The sequence below is a fragment of the Dickeya fangzhongdai genome, assembly GCF_002812485.1.
Classification (GTDB): Bacteria; Pseudomonadota; Gammaproteobacteria; order Enterobacterales; family Enterobacteriaceae; genus Dickeya; species Dickeya fangzhongdai.
The window spans coordinates 4,401,355-4,419,931 of record NZ_CP025003.1; the positions used below are offsets into that span (position 1 = coordinate 4,401,355).

The 18,577-nt window shown below is 56.4% G+C and carries 21 protein-coding genes; 4 read left to right on the top strand and 17 right to left on the bottom strand.

Annotated features, from left to right (window positions below; genetic code table 11):
- The 3 genes from nifV to nifU are packed head-to-tail and all read right to left on the bottom strand — an operon-like array spanning position 1 to position 3,266.
- Positions 1-1,149 (bottom strand): homocitrate synthase, encoded by a 1,149-nt coding sequence (nifV, locus tag CVE23_RS19690; RefSeq protein WP_100850203.1) that lies wholly within the window; start codon positions 1,147-1,149, stop codon positions 1-3.
- A 12-nt stretch (positions 1,150-1,161) separates the two neighbouring features.
- A complete protein-coding gene (gene nifS / locus CVE23_RS19695) occupies positions 1,162-2,406 on the bottom strand; it encodes a cysteine desulfurase NifS (RefSeq protein WP_049842640.1) in 1,245 nt (414 codons plus the stop codon).
- A 32-nt stretch (positions 2,407-2,438) separates the two neighbouring features.
- Positions 2,439-3,266, bottom strand: a complete 828-nt coding sequence (gene nifU / locus CVE23_RS19700) for a Fe-S cluster assembly protein NifU (RefSeq protein ID WP_100850204.1) — start codon at positions 3,264-3,266, stop codon at positions 2,439-2,441.
- A 120-nt stretch (positions 3,267-3,386) separates the two neighbouring features.
- On the opposite strand from nifU, the gene CVE23_RS23180 reads away from it, so the two are divergent.
- Together CVE23_RS23180 and CVE23_RS19705 are read left to right on the top strand one after the other, a co-directional pair.
- Positions 3,387-3,509 carry a hypothetical protein gene (locus CVE23_RS23180; protein ID WP_259503095.1) on the top strand — a complete coding sequence of 41 codons (123 nt, stop codon included), beginning with the start codon at positions 3,387-3,389 and terminating at the stop codon, positions 3,507-3,509.
- 240 nt (positions 3,510-3,749) lie between these two features.
- The gene (locus CVE23_RS19705; protein ID WP_100850205.1) at positions 3,750-4,145 is read left to right on the top strand and encodes a hypothetical protein; all 396 of its coding nucleotides are present in this window, start codon (positions 3,750-3,752) and stop codon (positions 4,143-4,145) included.
- 221 nt (positions 4,146-4,366) lie between these two features.
- On the opposite strand, the gene CVE23_RS22925 is transcribed toward CVE23_RS19705, so the two are convergent.
- The 6 genes from CVE23_RS22925 to nifE form a co-directional block, all read right to left on the bottom strand.
- A complete protein-coding gene (locus CVE23_RS22925; protein ID WP_167389557.1) occupies positions 4,367-4,513 on the bottom strand; it encodes a hypothetical protein in 147 nt (48 codons plus the stop codon).
- 77 nt (positions 4,514-4,590) lie between these two features.
- On the bottom strand, positions 4,591-5,112 hold the full coding sequence (locus CVE23_RS19715) for a DUF2778 domain-containing protein (protein ID WP_308420898.1): 522 nt from the start codon (positions 5,110-5,112) through the stop codon (positions 4,591-4,593).
- Positions 5,113-5,211: 99 nt separating this feature from the next.
- Positions 5,212-5,691 carry an Hcp family type VI secretion system effector gene (locus tag CVE23_RS19720; RefSeq protein ID WP_100850208.1) on the bottom strand — a complete coding sequence of 160 codons (480 nt, stop codon included), beginning with the start codon at positions 5,689-5,691 and terminating at the stop codon, positions 5,212-5,214.
- A 200-nt stretch (positions 5,692-5,891) separates the two neighbouring features.
- Positions 5,892-6,359 (bottom strand): NifB/NifX family molybdenum-iron cluster-binding protein, encoded by a 468-nt coding sequence (locus tag CVE23_RS19725; RefSeq protein ID WP_038665286.1) that lies wholly within the window; start codon positions 6,357-6,359, stop codon positions 5,892-5,894.
- Positions 6,346-7,731, bottom strand: a complete 1,386-nt coding sequence (gene nifN / locus CVE23_RS19730) for a nitrogenase iron-molybdenum cofactor biosynthesis protein NifN (RefSeq protein ID WP_100850209.1) — start codon at positions 7,729-7,731, stop codon at positions 6,346-6,348. The genes CVE23_RS19725 and nifN overlap by 14 nt, the downstream gene beginning before the upstream one ends.
- A gap of 9 nt (positions 7,732-7,740) precedes the next feature.
- On the bottom strand, positions 7,741-9,114 hold the full coding sequence (nifE, locus tag CVE23_RS19735; protein WP_100850210.1) for a nitrogenase iron-molybdenum cofactor biosynthesis protein NifE: 1,374 nt from the start codon (positions 9,112-9,114) through the stop codon (positions 7,741-7,743).
- A gap of 345 nt (positions 9,115-9,459) precedes the next feature.
- Between nifE and CVE23_RS19740 the strand changes: the two genes are divergently transcribed.
- Complete coding sequence (locus CVE23_RS19740; protein WP_100850211.1) at positions 9,460-11,052, top strand: methyl-accepting chemotaxis protein; 1,593 nt, start codon at positions 9,460-9,462, stop codon at positions 11,050-11,052.
- Here CVE23_RS19740 and CVE23_RS19745 read toward each other — a convergent pair.
- Positions 11,033-11,221 carry a hypothetical protein gene (locus CVE23_RS19745; RefSeq protein ID WP_038920347.1) on the bottom strand — a complete coding sequence of 63 codons (189 nt, stop codon included), beginning with the start codon at positions 11,219-11,221 and terminating at the stop codon, positions 11,033-11,035. The genes CVE23_RS19740 and CVE23_RS19745 overlap by 20 nt on opposite strands.
- Before the next feature lie 104 nt (positions 11,222-11,325).
- Here CVE23_RS19745 and CVE23_RS19750 point away from each other — a divergent pair, with 104 nt between their 5' ends.
- Entirely contained in the window at positions 11,326-11,688 is a 363-nt protein-coding gene (locus tag CVE23_RS19750; protein WP_038921137.1) for a hypothetical protein, read from the top strand.
- 11 nt (positions 11,689-11,699) lie between these two features.
- Here CVE23_RS19750 and CVE23_RS19755 read toward each other — a convergent pair whose 3' ends face one another.
- The 7 genes from CVE23_RS19755 to nifH form a co-directional block, all read right to left on the bottom strand.
- Entirely contained in the window at positions 11,700-12,911 is a 1,212-nt protein-coding gene (locus CVE23_RS19755; protein ID WP_100850213.1) for a type II toxin-antitoxin system HipA family toxin, read from the bottom strand.
- The gene (locus CVE23_RS19760; protein ID WP_202438418.1) at positions 12,911-13,270 is read right to left on the bottom strand and encodes a helix-turn-helix domain-containing protein; all 360 of its coding nucleotides are present in this window, start codon (positions 13,268-13,270) and stop codon (positions 12,911-12,913) included. The genes CVE23_RS19755 and CVE23_RS19760 overlap by 1 nt, the downstream gene beginning before the upstream one ends.
- 133 nt (positions 13,271-13,403) lie before the next feature.
- Positions 13,404-14,066 (bottom strand): NifB/NifX family molybdenum-iron cluster-binding protein, encoded by a 663-nt coding sequence (locus CVE23_RS19765; protein ID WP_100850214.1) that lies wholly within the window; start codon positions 14,064-14,066, stop codon positions 13,404-13,406.
- A gap of 12 nt (positions 14,067-14,078) precedes the next feature.
- Positions 14,079-14,297 carry a putative nitrogen fixation protein NifT gene (gene nifT, locus CVE23_RS19770; protein WP_033570863.1) on the bottom strand — a complete coding sequence of 73 codons (219 nt, stop codon included), beginning with the start codon at positions 14,295-14,297 and terminating at the stop codon, positions 14,079-14,081.
- 100 nt (positions 14,298-14,397) lie between these two features.
- The gene (nifK, locus tag CVE23_RS19775; RefSeq protein WP_100850215.1) at positions 14,398-15,966 is read right to left on the bottom strand and encodes a nitrogenase molybdenum-iron protein subunit beta; all 1,569 of its coding nucleotides are present in this window, start codon (positions 15,964-15,966) and stop codon (positions 14,398-14,400) included.
- Between the two features lie 87 nt (positions 15,967-16,053).
- Positions 16,054-17,502: a nitrogenase molybdenum-iron protein alpha chain gene (gene nifD, locus CVE23_RS19780; protein WP_100850216.1), complete on the bottom strand. Its 1,449-nt coding sequence runs from the start codon at positions 17,500-17,502 to the stop codon at positions 16,054-16,056.
- A gap of 60 nt (positions 17,503-17,562) precedes the next feature.
- A complete protein-coding gene (gene nifH / locus CVE23_RS19785; RefSeq protein ID WP_038665259.1) occupies positions 17,563-18,444 on the bottom strand; it encodes a nitrogenase iron protein in 882 nt (293 codons plus the stop codon).
- Positions 18,445-18,577 lie beyond the last annotated feature (133 nt).

The following is an 18,577-nucleotide window of genomic DNA, read 5'->3' on the forward strand; positions in this document are numbered from 1 at the left end:
TTATCCCCCCTGACAGCGCAACGCCCGATCGTCGCCAAACAGATCCTGATAGATCTGGCGCAATTCGGTATCCCGCGGGTTGCGTTTCCCGTTTTCCGCGAACACCCGCACCGCATCAAGCAACGCGTCGACCTGCTGCGCATCCAGCCCGTAGCCCAGACGGGCGAACACGCCGCCCACCGCCTGGCGGCCGGAATGCTTGCCCAGCACCAGCCGGAACTCCCGCCCCATCAGATGCGGATCGATGCCCTGATAGCTTTCCCGATCGTGCAGCAACGCCGCCACATGCACCCCGGACTCATGGGTGAACACCTGCTCTCCCACCAGCGGTTGCTGTACATCAATGGTGCGCTGCGCGGCGTTCGCCACCAGATGGCATAACGACGGCAACTGCGCGAAGCGGATGCCGCTTGAGCGCCCGAGGCAGCGCTGCAACCCCAGCGCCACTGATTCCAGCGCCGCGTTGCCCGCCCGTTCGCCCAGCCCCAGCACCGTGGTGTTGACGTGGGTGGCCCCCGCCCGTACCGCCGCCAGCGTGTTGGCGGTCGCCAGCCCCAGATCGTTATGGGCGTGCATCTCGATCTCGCCGGGCCAGCACTGGCGCAGCGCCTGAATCCGGTCATAGGTGGCGAACGGATCCAGCACCCCCAGCGTATCGGCGAAACGCAGCCGCTCCGCACCTGCGGCCTGCGCCGTCTGCGCCAGCTGGCGCAACACATCGTCGCCGGCACGCGAGGCGTCTTCACACCCGATGCTCACCCGCAGCCCGCACTGACGCGCCAGCGCAATCAACGCCGCCAGCCGGGGCAACAGCACGGACAGCGGCTGGCGCAGTTTCTGCTGCCGCAGCCGATCGGACGACGGCACCGAAATATCCACCCAGTCCATGCCCAGATCGGCGCTCTGACGGATTTCGTCCTCGTTCATCCGGCACCAGGCCATCATCACGATGCCCGGCAGCCGCCGTCTGACCAGCGCCATACGTGAGCGCTCTTCCAGCCCCATCGCCGGCGTACCGACCTCCAGCGCCGGCACGCCCGCCTCCGCCAGCGCTTCGGCAATCGCCAGCTTTTCGCTGGCGCGAAATGCCACACCGGGGCTCTGCTCGCCGTCGCGCAGCGTGGTGTCGTTGATGATCACCTGCTCCATCGTCGGCGCTCCTTAACCGTAGGTCGGCGCGAACGCCGTCCCGGCCAGCGCCGCCGGTTTGTCCTGCTGCCAGTAAGGCGACAGCGTTCTCAGCCGGGCAATAATCGGCGGCAGTTGTTCAATCACATAGTCGATCTCTTTTTCGCGGGTATAGCGCGACAGCGAGAAACGAATGCTGCCGTGGGCGGCGGTATAGGGAATGTCCATCGCCCGCATCACATGCGACGGCTCCAGCGAGCCGGAGGTGCAGGCGCTGCCGCTGGACGCAGCGATGCCGACATGGTTCATCAGCAACAGGATCGCTTCCCCTTCGATGAATTCGAACGCCATATTGAGGGTATTGGGGGTGCGCGGCTGCCCGTCGCCCATCACCATCACGCTGGGAATGCGGCGAGCCAGTTCGTGCTGCAAGGTGTCGCGCAGCGGCGCCACGGCCGCCGTCATCATCGGCAAATGCACCTCCGCCAGTTCGCAGGCGCTGCCCATGCCGACAATACCGGCGATATTTTCCGTACCGGCGCGACGGCCGCGTTCCTGATGCCCGCCGCGCAGCAGCGGACGAAAGCGGGTGTTGCGACGCAGATACAGACAACCAACCCCTTTCGGGCCGTGGATCTTGTGCGCCGAGCACGAGAGCATGTCGATATCGGTGGCGGAGAGCACGATCGGAATCTTGCCCACCGCCTGCACCGCGTCGCAGTGGAACAATACGCCGTGCTCATGCGCCAGCGCCGCCATCTCCGGCACCGGGAACAGCACCCCGGTTTCATTGTTGGCCCACATCACGCTGACCAGCGCGACGCGATCGCTCAGCAAGCGGCGGTATGCCGCCAGATCCAGCTCGCCCTGCGGCGACACCGCCAGCCGATGGATGGTATAGCCCTGCCGCGCCAGGTGCTCGCACACCTCCAGCGTGGCCGGATGCTCCACCGCGGTGGTGATGATTTCGCGCCGTTCCGGCGCCAGATTCACCGCGGAATGAATCGCGGTGGAGGTGGCTTCGGTGGCGCAGGAGGTAAACAGGATCTCGCTGTCATAGCGCGCCCCCAGCAGGCTGGCGACCTGCTGGCGCGCCCGTTCCAGCGCGCCGCGGCACGGCGTGCCGAAATCGTGAATCGACGACGGGTTGCCGTAGTGTTCAGTCAGAAACGGCAGCATCGCTTCCAGCACCATCGGGTCAAGCCGGGTGGTGGCGTTGTTGTCCAGATAGATTTTTTTGTCTGGAGCGCTTTTTTTGTCCGGATAAACGTTGTTCATGGTTGTTTTCCTCATGCCTGTCTGCCTGACGGTTATGCCGCCACCACGTCCATATACTGCCCGGTGCGTTCCACCAGCTTCTGTTGCAGCCAGGCCAGCGTCATGTCGGTCATCATGCAACCGCTGCAACTGCCGGACAGGCTGACCGTGACCTGACGCTCGCTGACATTCACCAGCGACATATCGCCGCCGTCGGCCTGAATGTGCGGCCGCAGCTCCGCCACCGCCTCCGCCACCTGTTGCCAGCGTTCATCCTTCACTACGATCGTCGCCGCCGCCGGCGTCGCCTCGTGCTCGCTCAGGATCTGCGCCAGCGCCAGTTCGATCTTTTCATGACAGGCGCTGCAACCGCCGCCCGCTTTGGTGTAGTTGATCACGTCCTGCAGCGTCGTCAGGCCGTTGGCCACCACCGCACGGCGGATCTGCCCTTCATCCACCGCAAAGCACTTACAGATCAGCGCCCCTTCCTCGTGATCGTCCTCCAGCGTTTCGCCACGGTAGTTGGCGATCGCCACCCGCAGCGCTTCCTGTCCCATCACCGAGCAATGCATTTTTTCCGGCGGCAGGCCGTCGAGATAGTCGGCGATCTGCTGGTTGGTTACCTGTTCCGCTTCCCGCAGGGTGCGGCCGATGATCAGCTCCGTCAGCGCCGAAGACGACGCAATGGCGCTGCCGCAGCCGAAAGTCTGAAAGCCGGCGTCAAGGATGGTTTCGCTGTCCGGATCGACGCGCAGCATCAGCCGCAGGGCATCGCCGCAGCTGAGCGAACCGACATCGCCCACGGCGTTGGCCTCCGCCACCACCCGTGCGTTGCGGGGATTAAAAAAATGGTCTTTCACTTTCTCGGAATAGTTCCACATCTGCTCTGCTCCCTACTGAATGGGTGAAAACGCCGGGCACCCAGCCGCCCGGCGCTCACCCGCGTTGCATGGTCTGAGTAAACAGAGTCAGAGCAAATGTGATGCCAGTCACAGAAACAAATGCAGATCAACGAGATAGCGGCGATAGCCGATAACAAAACCGCGACCAATGTCGCGGTTTATGTCGGTTTTGTCAGAGAGGTGACACTAATCAAAGGCAATCCTTCCGGCACGGAAGGCTGACAGCAGGGAAATAGATTCCCTGCTAATGTATAATCGAATTGAAAAATTATTTAACCATTTTAATCATCAGGGCTATTTTCCTTGCCATTTTGGGCCTAGGCTACACTCGAAACTCTCACGTACTTTGTGTATGCTCCGGTTTCCGCGCTCTGTCGCGTTCAAACTGGCTGTGACAATTATGCCTATTGGGATTAGAATAAGTTAACTAAATATATATCACGAAGGTATTTATATAAGACCATGAAAAAAATAATTATATCTATAATCGCAGTCATTATTTCCTTCAATGCATTTTCTAAAGAAAAAACCCTCCCATTTTTTGAAGGAAAAACATATGATATTTATCTATCCTATGGTAATTGCTCTCAGCATGAGATCGAGTGCAGTGATATAACATATCATTCAATTAACAAAAAAAACAAAAGCGAGCTAAATATAAAAGGAAAGACATTAAATATTGAACCATCAAAAAACTTCAGGGGATATATATTCAAAAACGGATCATATACTTATACACTCACCCCCTCACCAGAAGTAGATAATTATGATGACAGCATATGGTTTCTGGATATTTATAAAGCAGCGGATAATGGTGACAAGCCTGTCTTCAGAGAAAAAGGTAGAGTATCTGATTAGAAATATTAGAAGAACAATAAAGGTAATCACGCTGTTATAAATAGACTGTCATAACAATCTGACCGCGACGAATATCACGGTTCAGTTTCTTCAAAGAGGATATTAAACGGCAAGAATAATGACGTAACTTTGGCTGCACTGTTGATTCAGGCAACCGTACCATATTAATATTAGATGGTACGATCACCATCAGGTACCCCTGCAAAATGTAACAGGAAAAGCTATTTTTTCTTTTTTAAAAACATTCCAGTCAGATAGGTCACGGTAAAAGACAGAACGGATGATATCAGCACCTTGATTATCAGCACTGAAAAATAGAAATCATCAATTGCTTCTTCGCCGTCACCGCTGATGGTCAGGTGATTCATAACAAAATCATTTAACGTATGCTCAGGAAGCATCGACACGATTAAGAAGAATAAAATGATAAAAAAAATAAATTTTTTCATCTTATGTCACATTTGCTGAAATCAGGTTTGCCTATCACGTCGATCCTACCATAGGCTTCCAAACCTTTACCACCCGGTACTGCAACCTTAATCCCCCCTAAAAGAGATCGCCGCAAGTTCTGAAAATCAGATGCATTATAAAAGGTAATACATCCCCATGAAACGCCGGTCCCATCAGTATTACGCGGGTGTAGCCTAAAACTCCCCCTTCGAATACCATTAACATAAACATGATCACTCATGGTCTTCGAATTATATAAACCAAACCATTCCGAATGATGATTTTTGTATAGATGAGCCATGTCAATAGCCTCAGCACGAAGCTGATTTAGTATACTTCCTTTAGGGCGATCTACTATCCAATATGTTCCGGGTGGAATGGCTGCTTTTTCTACAAAAGAGCAATTAGGATCATTAATATAACCATCGACACCAGAAAAAACATCAAAAACACCGATACCATAGCATTTTAACTTGAGTGTCTTCCCATCACGAGACAGATTCTCATAATCCATCATACATATCTGCATGCCTATAATCCTTTACTAGAACCGCTTACCTATTCCAATTAAAAGAGCGAATAATTTATTATGAACCAATAGACTCTTCACGTTTAACTAAAACAAACTACTATCCCAAAGACAATATGCACTTGTCCCCGCCTTTATATGCTCACACAACATTGTTTTATATGTAAAAGATATCATTTCATCTGGTTGACTATCATTGTGAGTAGCACTATTAGGATAATTCATTTTTATATTATTTATCTTGGCATTTTGAAGAGTTATAGAAAAATAAACCTCTAGACTGCCGTTTCCGTTCGTTCTATAAAATAAGAACTTACACTCCAAATATTCGTTATCATTTAAAGCGGTAAGTAGCAGTGGAGTAGACTTATCAATAGGCTTTCTAATTTCAACAGGATGATAATTAACATTATCTACCCTATCCACCCAATTGTTTAACTCATAAACCAGTATTTCATCCTCATGCCCCTTCTGCCATTTATTTCCTATTGAATCATAAGAGCCACACCCAGATGAGATTAAACCTTGACTTTTCCCTTCTATACTTAGATAAATAATATTAGCCATTACATAAAATCCTTTATAAAAAATTCCATTTAAATATCTAACACGATATTAAACAATAAATTAAAAAAATATTATAAGGCAGCCTATTACTGGCTGCCAACCATTTGATAAGAAAAACTTACCAAATACAATAAAAATATTTTTCTCTACCACCCCACATTTTGAAAACGGGCATGCTTCCCCCAATCAACAGACATCACTCACAACACATCATCCTCCTCGCGCCATTCCTGTTCGGCGATCAGCCGTTCGAAACGGTTAGGATCGCGCTGGCGGCGGGTGACGCGCGGCTCGCCGTCATGCCAGCATTGCTGGATCTGCTGCAACAGTTGGGCGATCGGCGTATCGGTCGGTACGCGCACCGCCCGGACCCCCACCTGCAACAACTGGCGGAATACAGCGTCGCCAATCGCCACGCAATACAACGTGACGCAGTCCTCCAGCGCGTCGATGCGGCAGGTGAGTTTGTCCTCCTGATGACCGTAACGCACGTTGAAGTCCACCACTTTCAGCAGCGTGACCTGATCTTCTTTCACGCCGTAGATCACCAGCCGGGGCGTGGCGCCAAAGTGTTGATCGACATGGTGATAATCAGAACTGGCGAACGCCACCTTCATTGACCAGACGCCGGCGCTGATGGCGCTGAGATGCCGGTTAACATGCTGCATGGTCCGCCTCCTGACGCCGCGGCGGCGCAAACTGCTGCTTGAGCGGCGAGTGGTAAACCGGCTGGTGGTGATGGCCCGCCAGCATCAGGTTCGCCAGTTCGAACAGGGTGTCGCGCATACCGGCATAGCCCTGACGCGGGCGGCGGAACTCGCCGATCTTATCGAAGATCGGAAATCCGGCGCGGATCAACGGCATGCCGAACTGTTCCGCCAGATCGACGGCATGGGAATTGGACAGCAGCAGGTCGGCCGGGTTGTCGCACAGGAGATCCTGCAAATCCTCCAGATCGCCGATCACCACCTGTTCCACCGGCAACGCCGCCAGACTTTGCTGGTTGACCGGCGCCACCACCGGGCCCGGCGTGATGCCCTGACTGAGAGCGAAGTCGCACCAACCCGCCAGCAGATCGCCCTCCGCCGCCAGCGCCATCCGCCGACCTTGCAGCCACATATGGCAGTCGATCATCGCGTCCTGCAACTGGCCGCGCTGACGGTCGATCCACGCCGGGACCTCGCGCCCGGCCAGCTGTTGCAGATGCCGGATAAAGCAGTCCATGTTCTCCAGCGTCATCAGATGCGGCAGGCTGAGCGATTGGCCGCGGCTGCGCATCGCCAGCAAACTGGCGGCGCGCTGGAATGACGCCCCAATGGTGATGGTGCTCAGGCTTTGCCCCATCTGCTCGATACCGCGCAGCGGCGTGCCGCCCTGCGTCACCGCCTGAAAATCGCCGCCGGCGAGATGCCCGTCCAGCGATTGCGACAGATCCGGCAGGATCACCGGTTGCAGCCCAAACGCCTCGACGTAGCTGCGGATCAGCTCGACATCGCCGGGATTGAGCAGATGACTCAGCAGCAGGTTGACGCGCCGGTTGCGCATCCCCACCGGCGGTTTTTCCGGCACCCACTGCTGGATAATGCTCTCCACCACCGCGCTGAAGCCATTCTCCAGCGATCCGTAGAAATCCGGCGTGTTGACCGTCAGGATCGCCACCGATTTAAAGCGCGGATAGTCGTCGCGGAACTGCCGCACCGCCCGCGCCATATCGCTGCCCTGCGCCTCGGACAGCCCGGTGCTGACCAGCACGATCGCTTTCGGCGTATTGCGCTGGCACAGCGTGGCGAGCGCGGTAAAGATGTTGTCGTCCGCTCCCATGATGGTGGTGGTCGGGTCCATCGCGGTGGATTGCAACGGAATCGGCTCGTGAAAATGCTGGATGAAAAACACCTTGGCGAACGCGCTGCACCCCTGCGCGCCATGTACCAGCGGGATACTGTGTTCGATGCCCTGAGCGGCCAGAATCGCCCCCAGCGGCTGACCGCTTTTAATCGGGCTGGTCGCCAGCGGTTTTTTACTGCGAATCACCTGTGCCATCGCTGCTCCTTAGTGCCACGGGGCCCGTTGATGAGTTTGCCGCCAGATGGGGCTATCGAGCGTCAGGCACAGCTGCTGCGCCAGCGCCACCAGCCCGCGATACCCGGCGAAAGCGTGCTCACGCTCCTGGTTGATATCCAGAAACGGCAGCCGCGCCTTGTACGCGGTATACATGTTGCGCCCGCCGGCGATCATCATGTCCGCGCCGTAACGGTAAACCACATCCAGCAGCGTGCGGGCGTTGCCTTCTTCCAGCATCAGCGCGTCGTCGCCCATCAGCTCGCGGATGCGCTGCTTGTCCTCCTCGGTGGATTTACGGGTGCCGGTGGCGACTACGGTGATGCCCAGATCCTGCAACGCCGACACCACCGACCAGGATTTGACGCCGCCGGTGTACAGCAGGACTTTGCGCCCCTGCAGACGTTCGCGGTACGGCGCCAGCGCCCGCGTCACGGCGGCCTCTTCGCGGGCTATCAGCGCGTCGGTGCGGGTTATCAGGTCCGCATCGCCGGTCATCGCCGCCAGTTGCCGCAGCGCGTCGGACATCGCCCGCACGCCGTAGAAGCTGCCTTCAAACCACGGAATGCCGTAGCGCTGCTCCAACTGCCGGGCGACATTGATCAGCGCCCGCGAGCACACCAGCATGTTCGCTTCGGCCCGGTGCATCGTCTGGATTTCAGCGAAGCGGGCATCGCCGGACAGGCTGCCCAGCACCCGGATACCCAGTTCGTCCAGCAGCGGCAGCACGTTCCAGAACTCGCCGGCGATGTTGAACTCGCCAATCAGGCCGATATCGTGCCGGTGTTCGGGAGCGAATGGGGTGTCCTGCGGCCAGGGCGCCGGTTCCCGCTGACCCATCACCTTTTTCACCATCACCTCGCCCGCCAGCCGGTTGCCGAAATTCTTGCTGCCGTAAAAACCGGCGGCGTCGATGGCGATCACCGGCACGCCCACCGCCTCCGATGCCGCCAGACATACCGCTTCAATGTCGTCGCCCTCCATCGCCGGTACGCAGGTGTTGTAGATAAACACCGCCGCCGGGCGGTAGCGGTTGACGATATGCCGCACCGCATGGAACAGCCGCCGTTCGCCGCGCCCCATGATCACGTCCTGCTCGCTGAGATCGGTGGTGAAACCAAGCCGGTTGAGCGTCGGGCCGGAGCTTTGGCTGCCGCGGTTATCCCAGGAACTGCCGGTGCAGCCAATCGGCCCGTGCACCAGATGGGCGACGTCCGCCAGCGGCAGCAACGTGATCTGCGCGCCGTCAAACGCGCAGCCGCCTGCGGTGGCGCCGGGTTTGGGCGCGCTGCACCCCGACTTTTGCTTGTGGTTATGTTCACAGGCTGGCTCGTCGAACAACGCCAGAATCTCACTTCCCTTCATCTCACCCTCGCCGCGTTTGTTGATATCCCTCATGCGGTGCAAAACGCAGGCCAGCGCTGATAAATTGATTTATAAGGAAAAAGTGATGTGAGGTTTACGACAAAGCAGACAATTGGCGGAGATTACCAGCACAGGGGGCGCGAATCATTGCGGGGCACAGCCTGACCTACATCAACAACCATTCGTTATAAAACTATTAGGCTGTCCCCCCTATCGGGCCGGCACGCCACGTCTGATGAAAAACACAGCTTAATAGTCGCCTTACCGATATTGACTTCATGTCAGCAAGACATAAGAAACCATAGCGGCAGGCAGGGAAAACCCGTCGTTTAAAGGAGATAGGGAATGTTAGAAAAAATCAAAATAAAAAATGGGCTTTACTGCGTTATCGCCGTATTTGTGCTGCTATTACTTTCTGTTTGCACGTTCAGTCTGTATTCCTCCATGCAAAGCAACCTGTCTATCCGCAAGGTCAGCAGCATCGAGGGAGAACAGCTTATCCCGCTTTATTCCGCCTATTCGGAAATGCTGAATGCCCGGCTGGCCGGCATTAACGTCGCGTTGGCCATTGAGAGCAAAAAGGATGACGCCACCATTCAGGCCGGTCTTGAACGGCTGAACGGCTACATCACTTCCGCCAACAGCACCATGTCGGAACTGCGCGGTATTCCGGCGCTGACGTCGCAAGGCCGGGCGCTGCGCGGTGAAATCGACGACGCCTTCAATGACTACATGAACAACGCCGTCGCTCCTATGCTCACGGCGCTGCGCGACCGAAACGTTGATCGGTTCTACACGACGCTGGTGCCCGATGCGCTGGAAAAAGGCGCGACCTTCCGCCAGAAGCTGACGCAGTTTGTCACCTTCGCCAAAGGTATCGGGCATGAAGAGATCGCGCATGCGGACGGCTTCTATCAGCAGACATTAACTATCCTGATTTCCACGCTGATAGTGGTGCTGTTCATCAGTCTGTTCACTCTGAAATTCATTCGCACCGTGGTGCTGACGCCGATGCAGAAAGTCAGAACCTATTTCGGCATGATGGAACGAGGCGTGCTGACGCTGGATATTCCTCCTCAGCACAATACCGAGATGGGTGGGCTGATGGTTTCGCTGAAAGACATGCAGCAGGCATTCCGCAAAATCGTGCTGGATGTCAGAGACTCGGCCGGTTCCGTGGCGGCCGGCGCGGAACAAATCTCCGCCGCCAACCGGGATTTCGCCGCCCGTACCGAAGCGCAGGCGTCATCCGTCGAACAAACCGCCGCCAGCATGGAGCAGATCACCGCGTCGGTGCAGGAAAACACCGCCAACACCGGCAAAGCCATGACACTGACCAACTCCGTGGCGGCGCTGGCGGAAAAAAATGCCAGCAACTTTAGCCAGATGATCGAACGCATCCAGCACATCGCCGACAGCTCCAACAAGATCAACGATATCATCAGCATCATGGACGGCATCGCCTTCCAGACCAACATTCTGGCGCTTAACGCGGCGGTGGAAGCCGCCCGCGCGGGCGAAGCCGGTAAAGGCTTTGCGGTCGTGGCGTCTGAAGTGCGCAGTCTGGCGCAGCGCAGCGCCGGGTCGGCACGCGAAATCAAAGAGTTGATCGAAAAAACGGCCAATGAAATCGCCCAGGGCGAAAAAGTCGCGTCGCTCTCCACCCAGGATATGGCGCGGCTGATGGACGAGATCAAACGCGTGAATGAATTCATGGCGGATATCTCGATGGCCTCATCAGAGCAAGCCAAAGGCATCGAACAGGTTAACACCGCCATCACCCTGCTTGAGCAATCCTCCCAGCAAAACGCGGCACTGGTCGAAGAGTCCGCCTCCGCCAGCTCCTCGCTGCACGAACAGGCGAAAAATCTGGACGACACCATGACGTTTTTCAATCTGAACGACAGTAACCCGCTGGCTATCGCCGCGCCGCGTTGATGCTTTCCGGCAGCAACCGCCGCCCCTTGGTCAGCCCGCCATCAACGGCGGGCTGATTTTTCTCAATATTGCGCAGGCAGAAACAGCCGCTCACACCAATCAGCGCGCTTGTTACACCCGGCACGCGATCTTTTACATCCAGCGACGATAATAGACGGTGTCCCGCCATAAGGCGTGACACCGCCCAACGTTGAAGAAGGCTACCTCTTACCCGCAACGGCTTTATCAGGAGGCATCATGGCGCTCAAGCCTGTCCGAACCGGCATTATCCCTATGAGATCGTTGTTATCCGGGACATTTTTGTTATGCGGTACGTTGCTGTTGTCCGGCTGCCCCCGCACGTCGGAATGGCCTGATAGCGGCGCCGGTACGCCGCCGGCCAACCAGCCGGTGCCCTACGGCCAATGCGACAAAGTCGGCACCTACGACATCCGTTTCGATCGCTTCGACGAAACCGCCCAGCAGATCGCCCACGCCACCGGCTGCGGCATCATCACCGACACCAGCAAAACCGGCGCGGTGCGCCCTCACCCGGTTATCGGCACGATGACCATCCGTCAGGCGGTGCAAACGGCGATCGCCGGCACCCGATTGCGGATCACGCATCAGGACGGAGAGAGCATAACGGTGGAGTGATAACACGGAACTTAATTGAATTTTTTCTTTTTATCATGACGATACGGCTTCACGCTGTAAGTCGGCGTCATGACTGTCGATACCGCGTGTTTAATTGACGTTTTTAATCCTTTAAACACGCTGACTTCATTTGAAATATCCAGATAATCACTGATCCCCTGAGCCAGGGACTCAATAATAGTTTGGGCGTCACGAATACGGAAAGTAGGCGACTCCGCCAGTTTCAGCAGGCAGGCTTTATCCGGAAACACCTTACTGTTTGCCATCTTGAGCGCCATCTTATTATCAATAGCGTCATAAATCAGGGTGTGGGTGATATCAAACGGTGGAGAAACAAATATCCGTTTCATGTCGGGCGTATATTGCAAAGCAAAATTTTTCAGATGCGCATCGCCATTACCGATCAGACAATTAAACACAATGTACCGATACATTCTGGATACTTCATCATAACTACCGGTGTAAAGATGCGTTGCTTTCAACAATGTCTCATAGCTGCCGCTATATTTCGCATCAGGATTGTTGGGTTTCTTCAACAATGTGGTGAAATCTTCATACCCCAATCGCTGCCCTTCTGGTTTGTCGAAACGCGCGACGATGAAGGTTTCGAGATTCTCCGACAACCAGGTTTCAGGCGGTTCCAGACCGCAATACCTCGCCGCGCCCATACATACAAACTCATTAACCGTCAGTAATGGAAATAGCTCGTCAAACGATTTAACGATAAGCGCTTTCTGTTCCACCGTCCTGCCTGCTTCAGGCAAGCTGACCTTGGGCTGCACGCCAGCCAGCGTATTACGTAAATAATATTTTTCCAGCAATTGGGGAAACAACGGCTCCGATCCCTGATAATGCAAAATCTCGGATAACGAGATATTTTCAGTTTCAGGAAAATGCAAATCGCTTTGGTAATCCAGCATGCCGATACCATGTTCTCCCTGCAATGCAAGCAGATACATATCATTAACCCGCGCATAACGGGCCAGTTTTTCCGCGATGTAGCGTCGGTTAAATCCCTCAGGCAAGTTTTGCGCGAAAACAGGATGCAGGGCGCCGGATACATAGCCATCCAGCGTAGAGTTGGTCATGGTTAACGATACATGGCGCTGAACCTGAGTGGGCTGGTAATGATGAACCGAGCCATGCGTTAGCACGCCCAATGGCTGACCTGACGAGCACACGGTAATCTTATCGATTTTTCTGGGTAGTTGCTCCAGCACCATTACTCATCCTCCGCAAAGAGCTTGTCGACCTCATCCCAGCCTGGCAGCCGATGCTGCTTCATCACCAACTCAAGCTGTAAACCGACCGCATCCAGATACCGTTCAAAAATATCCAGCGAGCCAGTAAACCGGCCGTTCTCAATCTCGGATAGCGTGGTTTTGTTAATCCCCGTTTGCTCCGCCAATTGTCTTTGTGTTAGCCCGCGCGCCTTACGGGTACTGGCTATCGTTTTCCCCATACTCTCTCTGCTTGCCATGCTCGCCGCCGTCAACGTGATGCCATCGCCTATCAAAAGAATACCACCGAAAAAGTTAGCCATATAGCTAACAAGTGAAATAAAATACAAAAAGTTAGCCATACGGCTAACCTTTATCAAAAAATAGACGTCAACCATCAACGATGATGGCACCAATCAACGGCGACACGATGCAGAACAACGGACGCCAGCCATCAGGGAAAGCATACCAACGCACTGGTATGCTTTTAGGATATCAAAACACCCTATCCTCCAGCGGGTTGCCCTTTTCCAGCCGCTTGGCGAGCCACGGCGGCAGCGTGCCGGCCAGCAGGGTTTGCAGCGCGTCGCGCTGGGGTTGAATCCGGGTGCCGGGCGCGACCTTGACCGGGTGGATGTTGTGGCGAATGATGCGCGCCGCCGCCGGGCCGCCAATCGCCTCGCAGAACAGCAAGTGGCAGTCGTTCAGCAGCGCCGAACGCACTTCATTGCCTTCCTGCTCGCCGCCGGCAGGCTGATAGCGGCGCAGGTCGTGCAGCCAGGAACCGTCCTGATCGAACGCGTAGATAAAAAACAGCCGACACTGACCGAAATGGCCGTTAATGGTCAGCCCATCCTGCGAGGCGAACGCCGCCAGCAGTTCCGGCCTGCGTCGGGAAGGCGCCGCGACAGCCAGGTGCGGCGGCAGCGCGCCGCGCAGGCAGTCCATCACCGAGCGCCAACGCGCCGGGGTCATGGCGTCGGCATCAATCGGGAAACGCGCCGCCAGTTCCGCCTGCGTCAGCGACGCCAGCCGGTCCGCATCCAGCGACGCTTCATCGCCGTCGCCAAGCCAGCCCAGCAGCCGTGGCGGCGGCAGCTCCGGCAGGCACTGGATCAGCGCGAACAGGCGCCAGAACAACACATCATCATCAGACATGCTCCTTTCTCCTTATCCGAGCTCAGCACGGCTGGCCCGCAGGCTGACCGGGAACACGGGTTTCGCGTCCTGAGGATTGACGTAATAACACTTGCCGCCTTCCAGCTCGACGCGTCCGCCCCAGTAATCGTGCCGATCAAACTCCATGCCCGTTACTTTGGCTTCCAGGTCCAGCTTGGCGACGTAGCAGTACAGTTGTGCGTTGCGTTCACGAAAAATCACCACCGGCATCGGTTTCTCCTTAACGGAACAGGACAGCCCGGACAACGCCGGGCGCCTGATAGTGGAAGAAGGTTGCAGCCCTCCCTGTTCACAGGGAAACGCCGCCACCTCAGCGGATCAGATCGAAGTTGTAATCGGTCTTGCCGAGCGTCATGGTGTCGTGATCCAGTTTCTCCAGCACCGCATTCACCAGCGTGGTGAGGATCGACATCGCTCCCTCGTAACCCCAGGTGGTCTGGCGATGCAGGTGGTGACGGTCGAACAGCGGGAAGCCGAGCCGGATCAACGGCACTTCAAACTGTTCGCCCTTCGCCAGCGTGTCGCGCTGAATGAACTTGCCGTAGGAGTTGCCGATCATGAAATCCGGTTTGTTGGTAAACATCAGCGAGCGGAAGTGCCACAGGTCGCAGTTGATGTACACCTCGCTGTCCTGACCATAGGGCGACGCTTCCAGTAGTTTCTTCATCGCCTTTTGCCAGCGTTTGTTGCCGTTGTGGCACAGGATCACCGTCGGTTCGCAGCCCAGCTCCAGCAAAAACTGGGTTAACCCCATGACAAAATCCGGATCGCCGTACAGGCCGAAGCGCTTGCCGTGCAGCCAGGTGTGGGAGTCGAGCATCATGTCCACCAGCCGGCCGCGCTCCAGCGTTAGCGCCTCACCAATCGGTTTACCGGTCAGTTCGCTGACCGTCATCAGTAGTTTGTCGGTGGCGGCCAGGCCGATCGGCACCGGCACCTCGGTGGCGGGCTGGCCCCATTCGTCGTGCACCATTTTTTTGGTCTTCACCAGATGCCACGGCTGCAGCAGCAGCGTATCGATGGCGTTCGGCGCGTCGCGCATCTCCTGCTGGCTGGTGCCGCCGGCGTACATACGGTAGTGACCGTCGGCCGGGGTATCCAGCACCTCGGACGGATCCGACAACAGGCTGCACGGCACTTCCATCTGCGCCATCATCCGTTTTATCACCCGGTAGTTGCCGAGGTAGGTTTCAAACCCGGTAACCAGATTCAGCCGCGCCAGCGAGCCGGGCTGATGGTTTTTCCCTTCGCCGGTGGTGAAAGTGCGGGCGAAACCTTCGAACATGTTGTCCCAGCCGGTGATGTGGCTGCCGATAAAACTCGGGGTGTGGGCGTATGGAATCGGCATGTCCGCGGCGACAAATCCATCTTTCTTGGCGTTGGCGATAAAGGCCTGTAAGTCATCGCCGATCACCTCCGCCATGCAGGTGGTGGAGACGGCGATCATTTCCGGCTGGTACAACGCGCTGGCGTTCTGCAAGCCGCTGTTCATATTGTTATTGCCGCCGAATACCGCGGCATCTTCGGTCATCGAGTCGGAAACGCAGGCGATCGGCTCTTTAAAGTGACGATTAAAGTAGGTACGAAAATAGGCCACGCACCCCTGCGAACCGTGTACGTAAGGCAGGGTGTTGGCAAACCCGAGCGCGCACAGCACCGCGCCCAGCGGCTGGCAGGCTTTCGCCGGGTCGATGGTCAGCGCTTCACGCTGGAAATTCAGTTCCTGGTACTCTTGAGTGGTGGTCCACTCGAAGACGTCGCGCACGCGCTGTTCGTCGTGGGCTTCCTCCATACCGCGCTTGTTGCGAAACAGCGTCTGGTATTCCTCCTGCTCGAACAACGGGTAGCAGGGCTGGGTTTTTTCAGCAGTTTGACTCATGGTTTTCTCCTCCCGCGCCACTAATCGGTGAACTGACGGGATATCAGGCTGGTTTTATAAACAATCATCGTTGATAAATCATCATCATCAGGCGGACTTCAGCCACGGGGCGGTTAATTCGCTCCAACTGGGGTTATTGAGCGTCATGTCCATATCGCGGGCGAAGATGGCGAAGCCGTCATAGCCGTGGTACGGACCGGAGTAATCCCAGGAGTGCATCTGACGGAACGGCACCCCCATTTTCTGGAAGATGTACTTTTCCTTGATGCCGGAGCCGATCAGGTCCGGTTTCAGCGCCTTAACGAAGGCTTCCAGCTCGTAGCTGCTGGCGTCGTCGAACATCAGCGTGCCTTCCTTCAGCTCCGGCAAGGTGCGGTCGTAATCGTCGTTATGACCGAATTCATAACCGGTGCCGATGATCTCCATGCCGAGGTCTTCATACGCGCCGATGATGTGGCGCGGCCGCAGCCCGCCGAGGTACAGCAGCACCTTGCGCCCTTCCAGCCGCGGGCGGTATTTGGCGATTACCGCGTCGGTTTGGGCCTGATAGCGGGCAATCACCGCCTCGGCGTTGTTCTGGATGGTTTCATCGAACTGCGCGGCGATTTTGCGCAGCGACTCGGCGATTTTGGTGGGACCGAAGAAGTTGTATTCCATCCACGGAATGCCGTGTTTTTCCTCCATGTGACGCGAGATGTAGTTCATCGACCGGTAGCAATGCACCAGATTCAGCTTCACATGCGGGGTGTTTTCCATCTCCACCAGCGTGCCGTCGCCGGACCACTGCGCCACCACCCGCAGCCCCATCTCTTCCAGCAGAATGCGCGAGGCCCAGGCGTCGCCGCCGATGTTGTAGTCGCCGATGATCGCCACGTCGTACGGCGTGGATTCGAACGGTTTGCCGTCGCGGTTATCCAGCACCCAGTCGCGGATCACGTCGTTGGCGATGTGGTGCCCGAGCGATTGCGACACGCCGCGAAACCCTTCACAGCGTACCGGCACCACCGGTTTGCCGATGGCTTTGCGGCTGGCGTTGGCGACCGCTTCGATGTCGTCGCCAATCAGCCCCACCGGGCACTCCGACTGAATGGAAATGCCCTTGGTCAGCGGGAACAGCTGTTCCAGTTCCTCAATCAGTTTGGTGAGTTTTTTATCGCCGCCGAACACGATGTCTTTTTCCTGAAAATCAGAGGTGAAATTCAGGGTGCCGAAACTGTTCACGCCGCTGACGCCGGTGTAGTAATTGCGGCGTCCGGCGCGGGAATACTGCCCGCAGCCGATCGGCCCGTGGGAAATATGGGCCATGTCCTTGATCGGGCCGAACACTACGCCTTTGGAACCGGCGTAGGCGCAGCCGCGAACGGTCATCACCCCCGGCTGGGATTTGCGGTTGGACACGATGCATTTGCCCACGCTGTCCATCGCCGGGTCGGTCACCATCATGTGTTTTTTGCGCTCTTTGCGCGCTTTTTCAGGGAAGACCTCCAGCACTTCCTGGATGATCGCCTGATTGCGTTCACTCGTTGCGTTTGTCATTCCGGCTTTCCTTTATTCATCGCCAGACGCCCGCCCCCGCGGCCGCCGGCACAGGGTTCATCAGGCGGCATTCTCTTCGGCGGCGGTCTTGCCGATGATGCTGGTGTCTTCTTCTTCCATGATGCCGAACTCCATCAGCAACGCTTCCAGTTCGTCCATCGTTACCGGCGTGGGCACCACCATTTTGGTGTTGTTGACGATCTTGCCCGCCAGCGTGCGGTACTCATCGGCCTGTTTGCATTTGGGGTCGTATTCGATCACCGTCATGCGGCGGATTTCGGCGCGCTGCACGATGTTGTCGCGCGGCACGAAGTGAATCATCTGGGTGCCGAGTTTTTCCGCCAGCGCGATGATCAACTCATCTTCGCGATCGGTCTGACGGGAATTGCAGATCAACCCGCCGAGGCGCACCTTGCCGGACTTGGCGTATTTAACGATGCCTTTGGAAATGTTGTTGGCGGCGTACATCGCCATCATCTCGCCGGAGCAGACGATATAGATTTCCTGCGCCTTGTTTTCGCGGATCGGCATGGCGAAGCCGCCGCACACCACGTCGCCCAGCACGTCGTAGAACACAAAGTCGATGTCCTCTTCATACGCGCCCTCCTCTTCAAGGAAGTTGATGGCGGTGATGACGCCGCGACCGGCACAGCCCACGCCCGGCTCCGGACCGCCGGATTCAGCGCAGCGCACGCCGCCGTAGCCGATTTGCAGCACGTCCTCCAATTCGAGGTCTTCCACCGAGCCGACTTCCGCCGCCATTTCCATGATGGTGTTCTGGGCCTTAGCGTGCAGGATCAGACGAGTGGAGTCCGCCTTCGGGTCGCAGCCGACGATCATCACTTTCTTGCCCATCTCCGCCAGCGCGGCGACCAGATTCTGGGTGGTGGTGGATTTACCAATACCGCCCTTGCCATAGATGGCGCATTGACGCATTGCCATGATTGCTTCTCCTGTTCGGGTTGAATGCTTGTTGCACACCCCATGAGGAGTGCAGGGAACGTACCAGCCGGGCCATATCCATCAATTCATTGATTTACTTTGATTTTTATAAAACGTCAGCCGCCACGGCGGC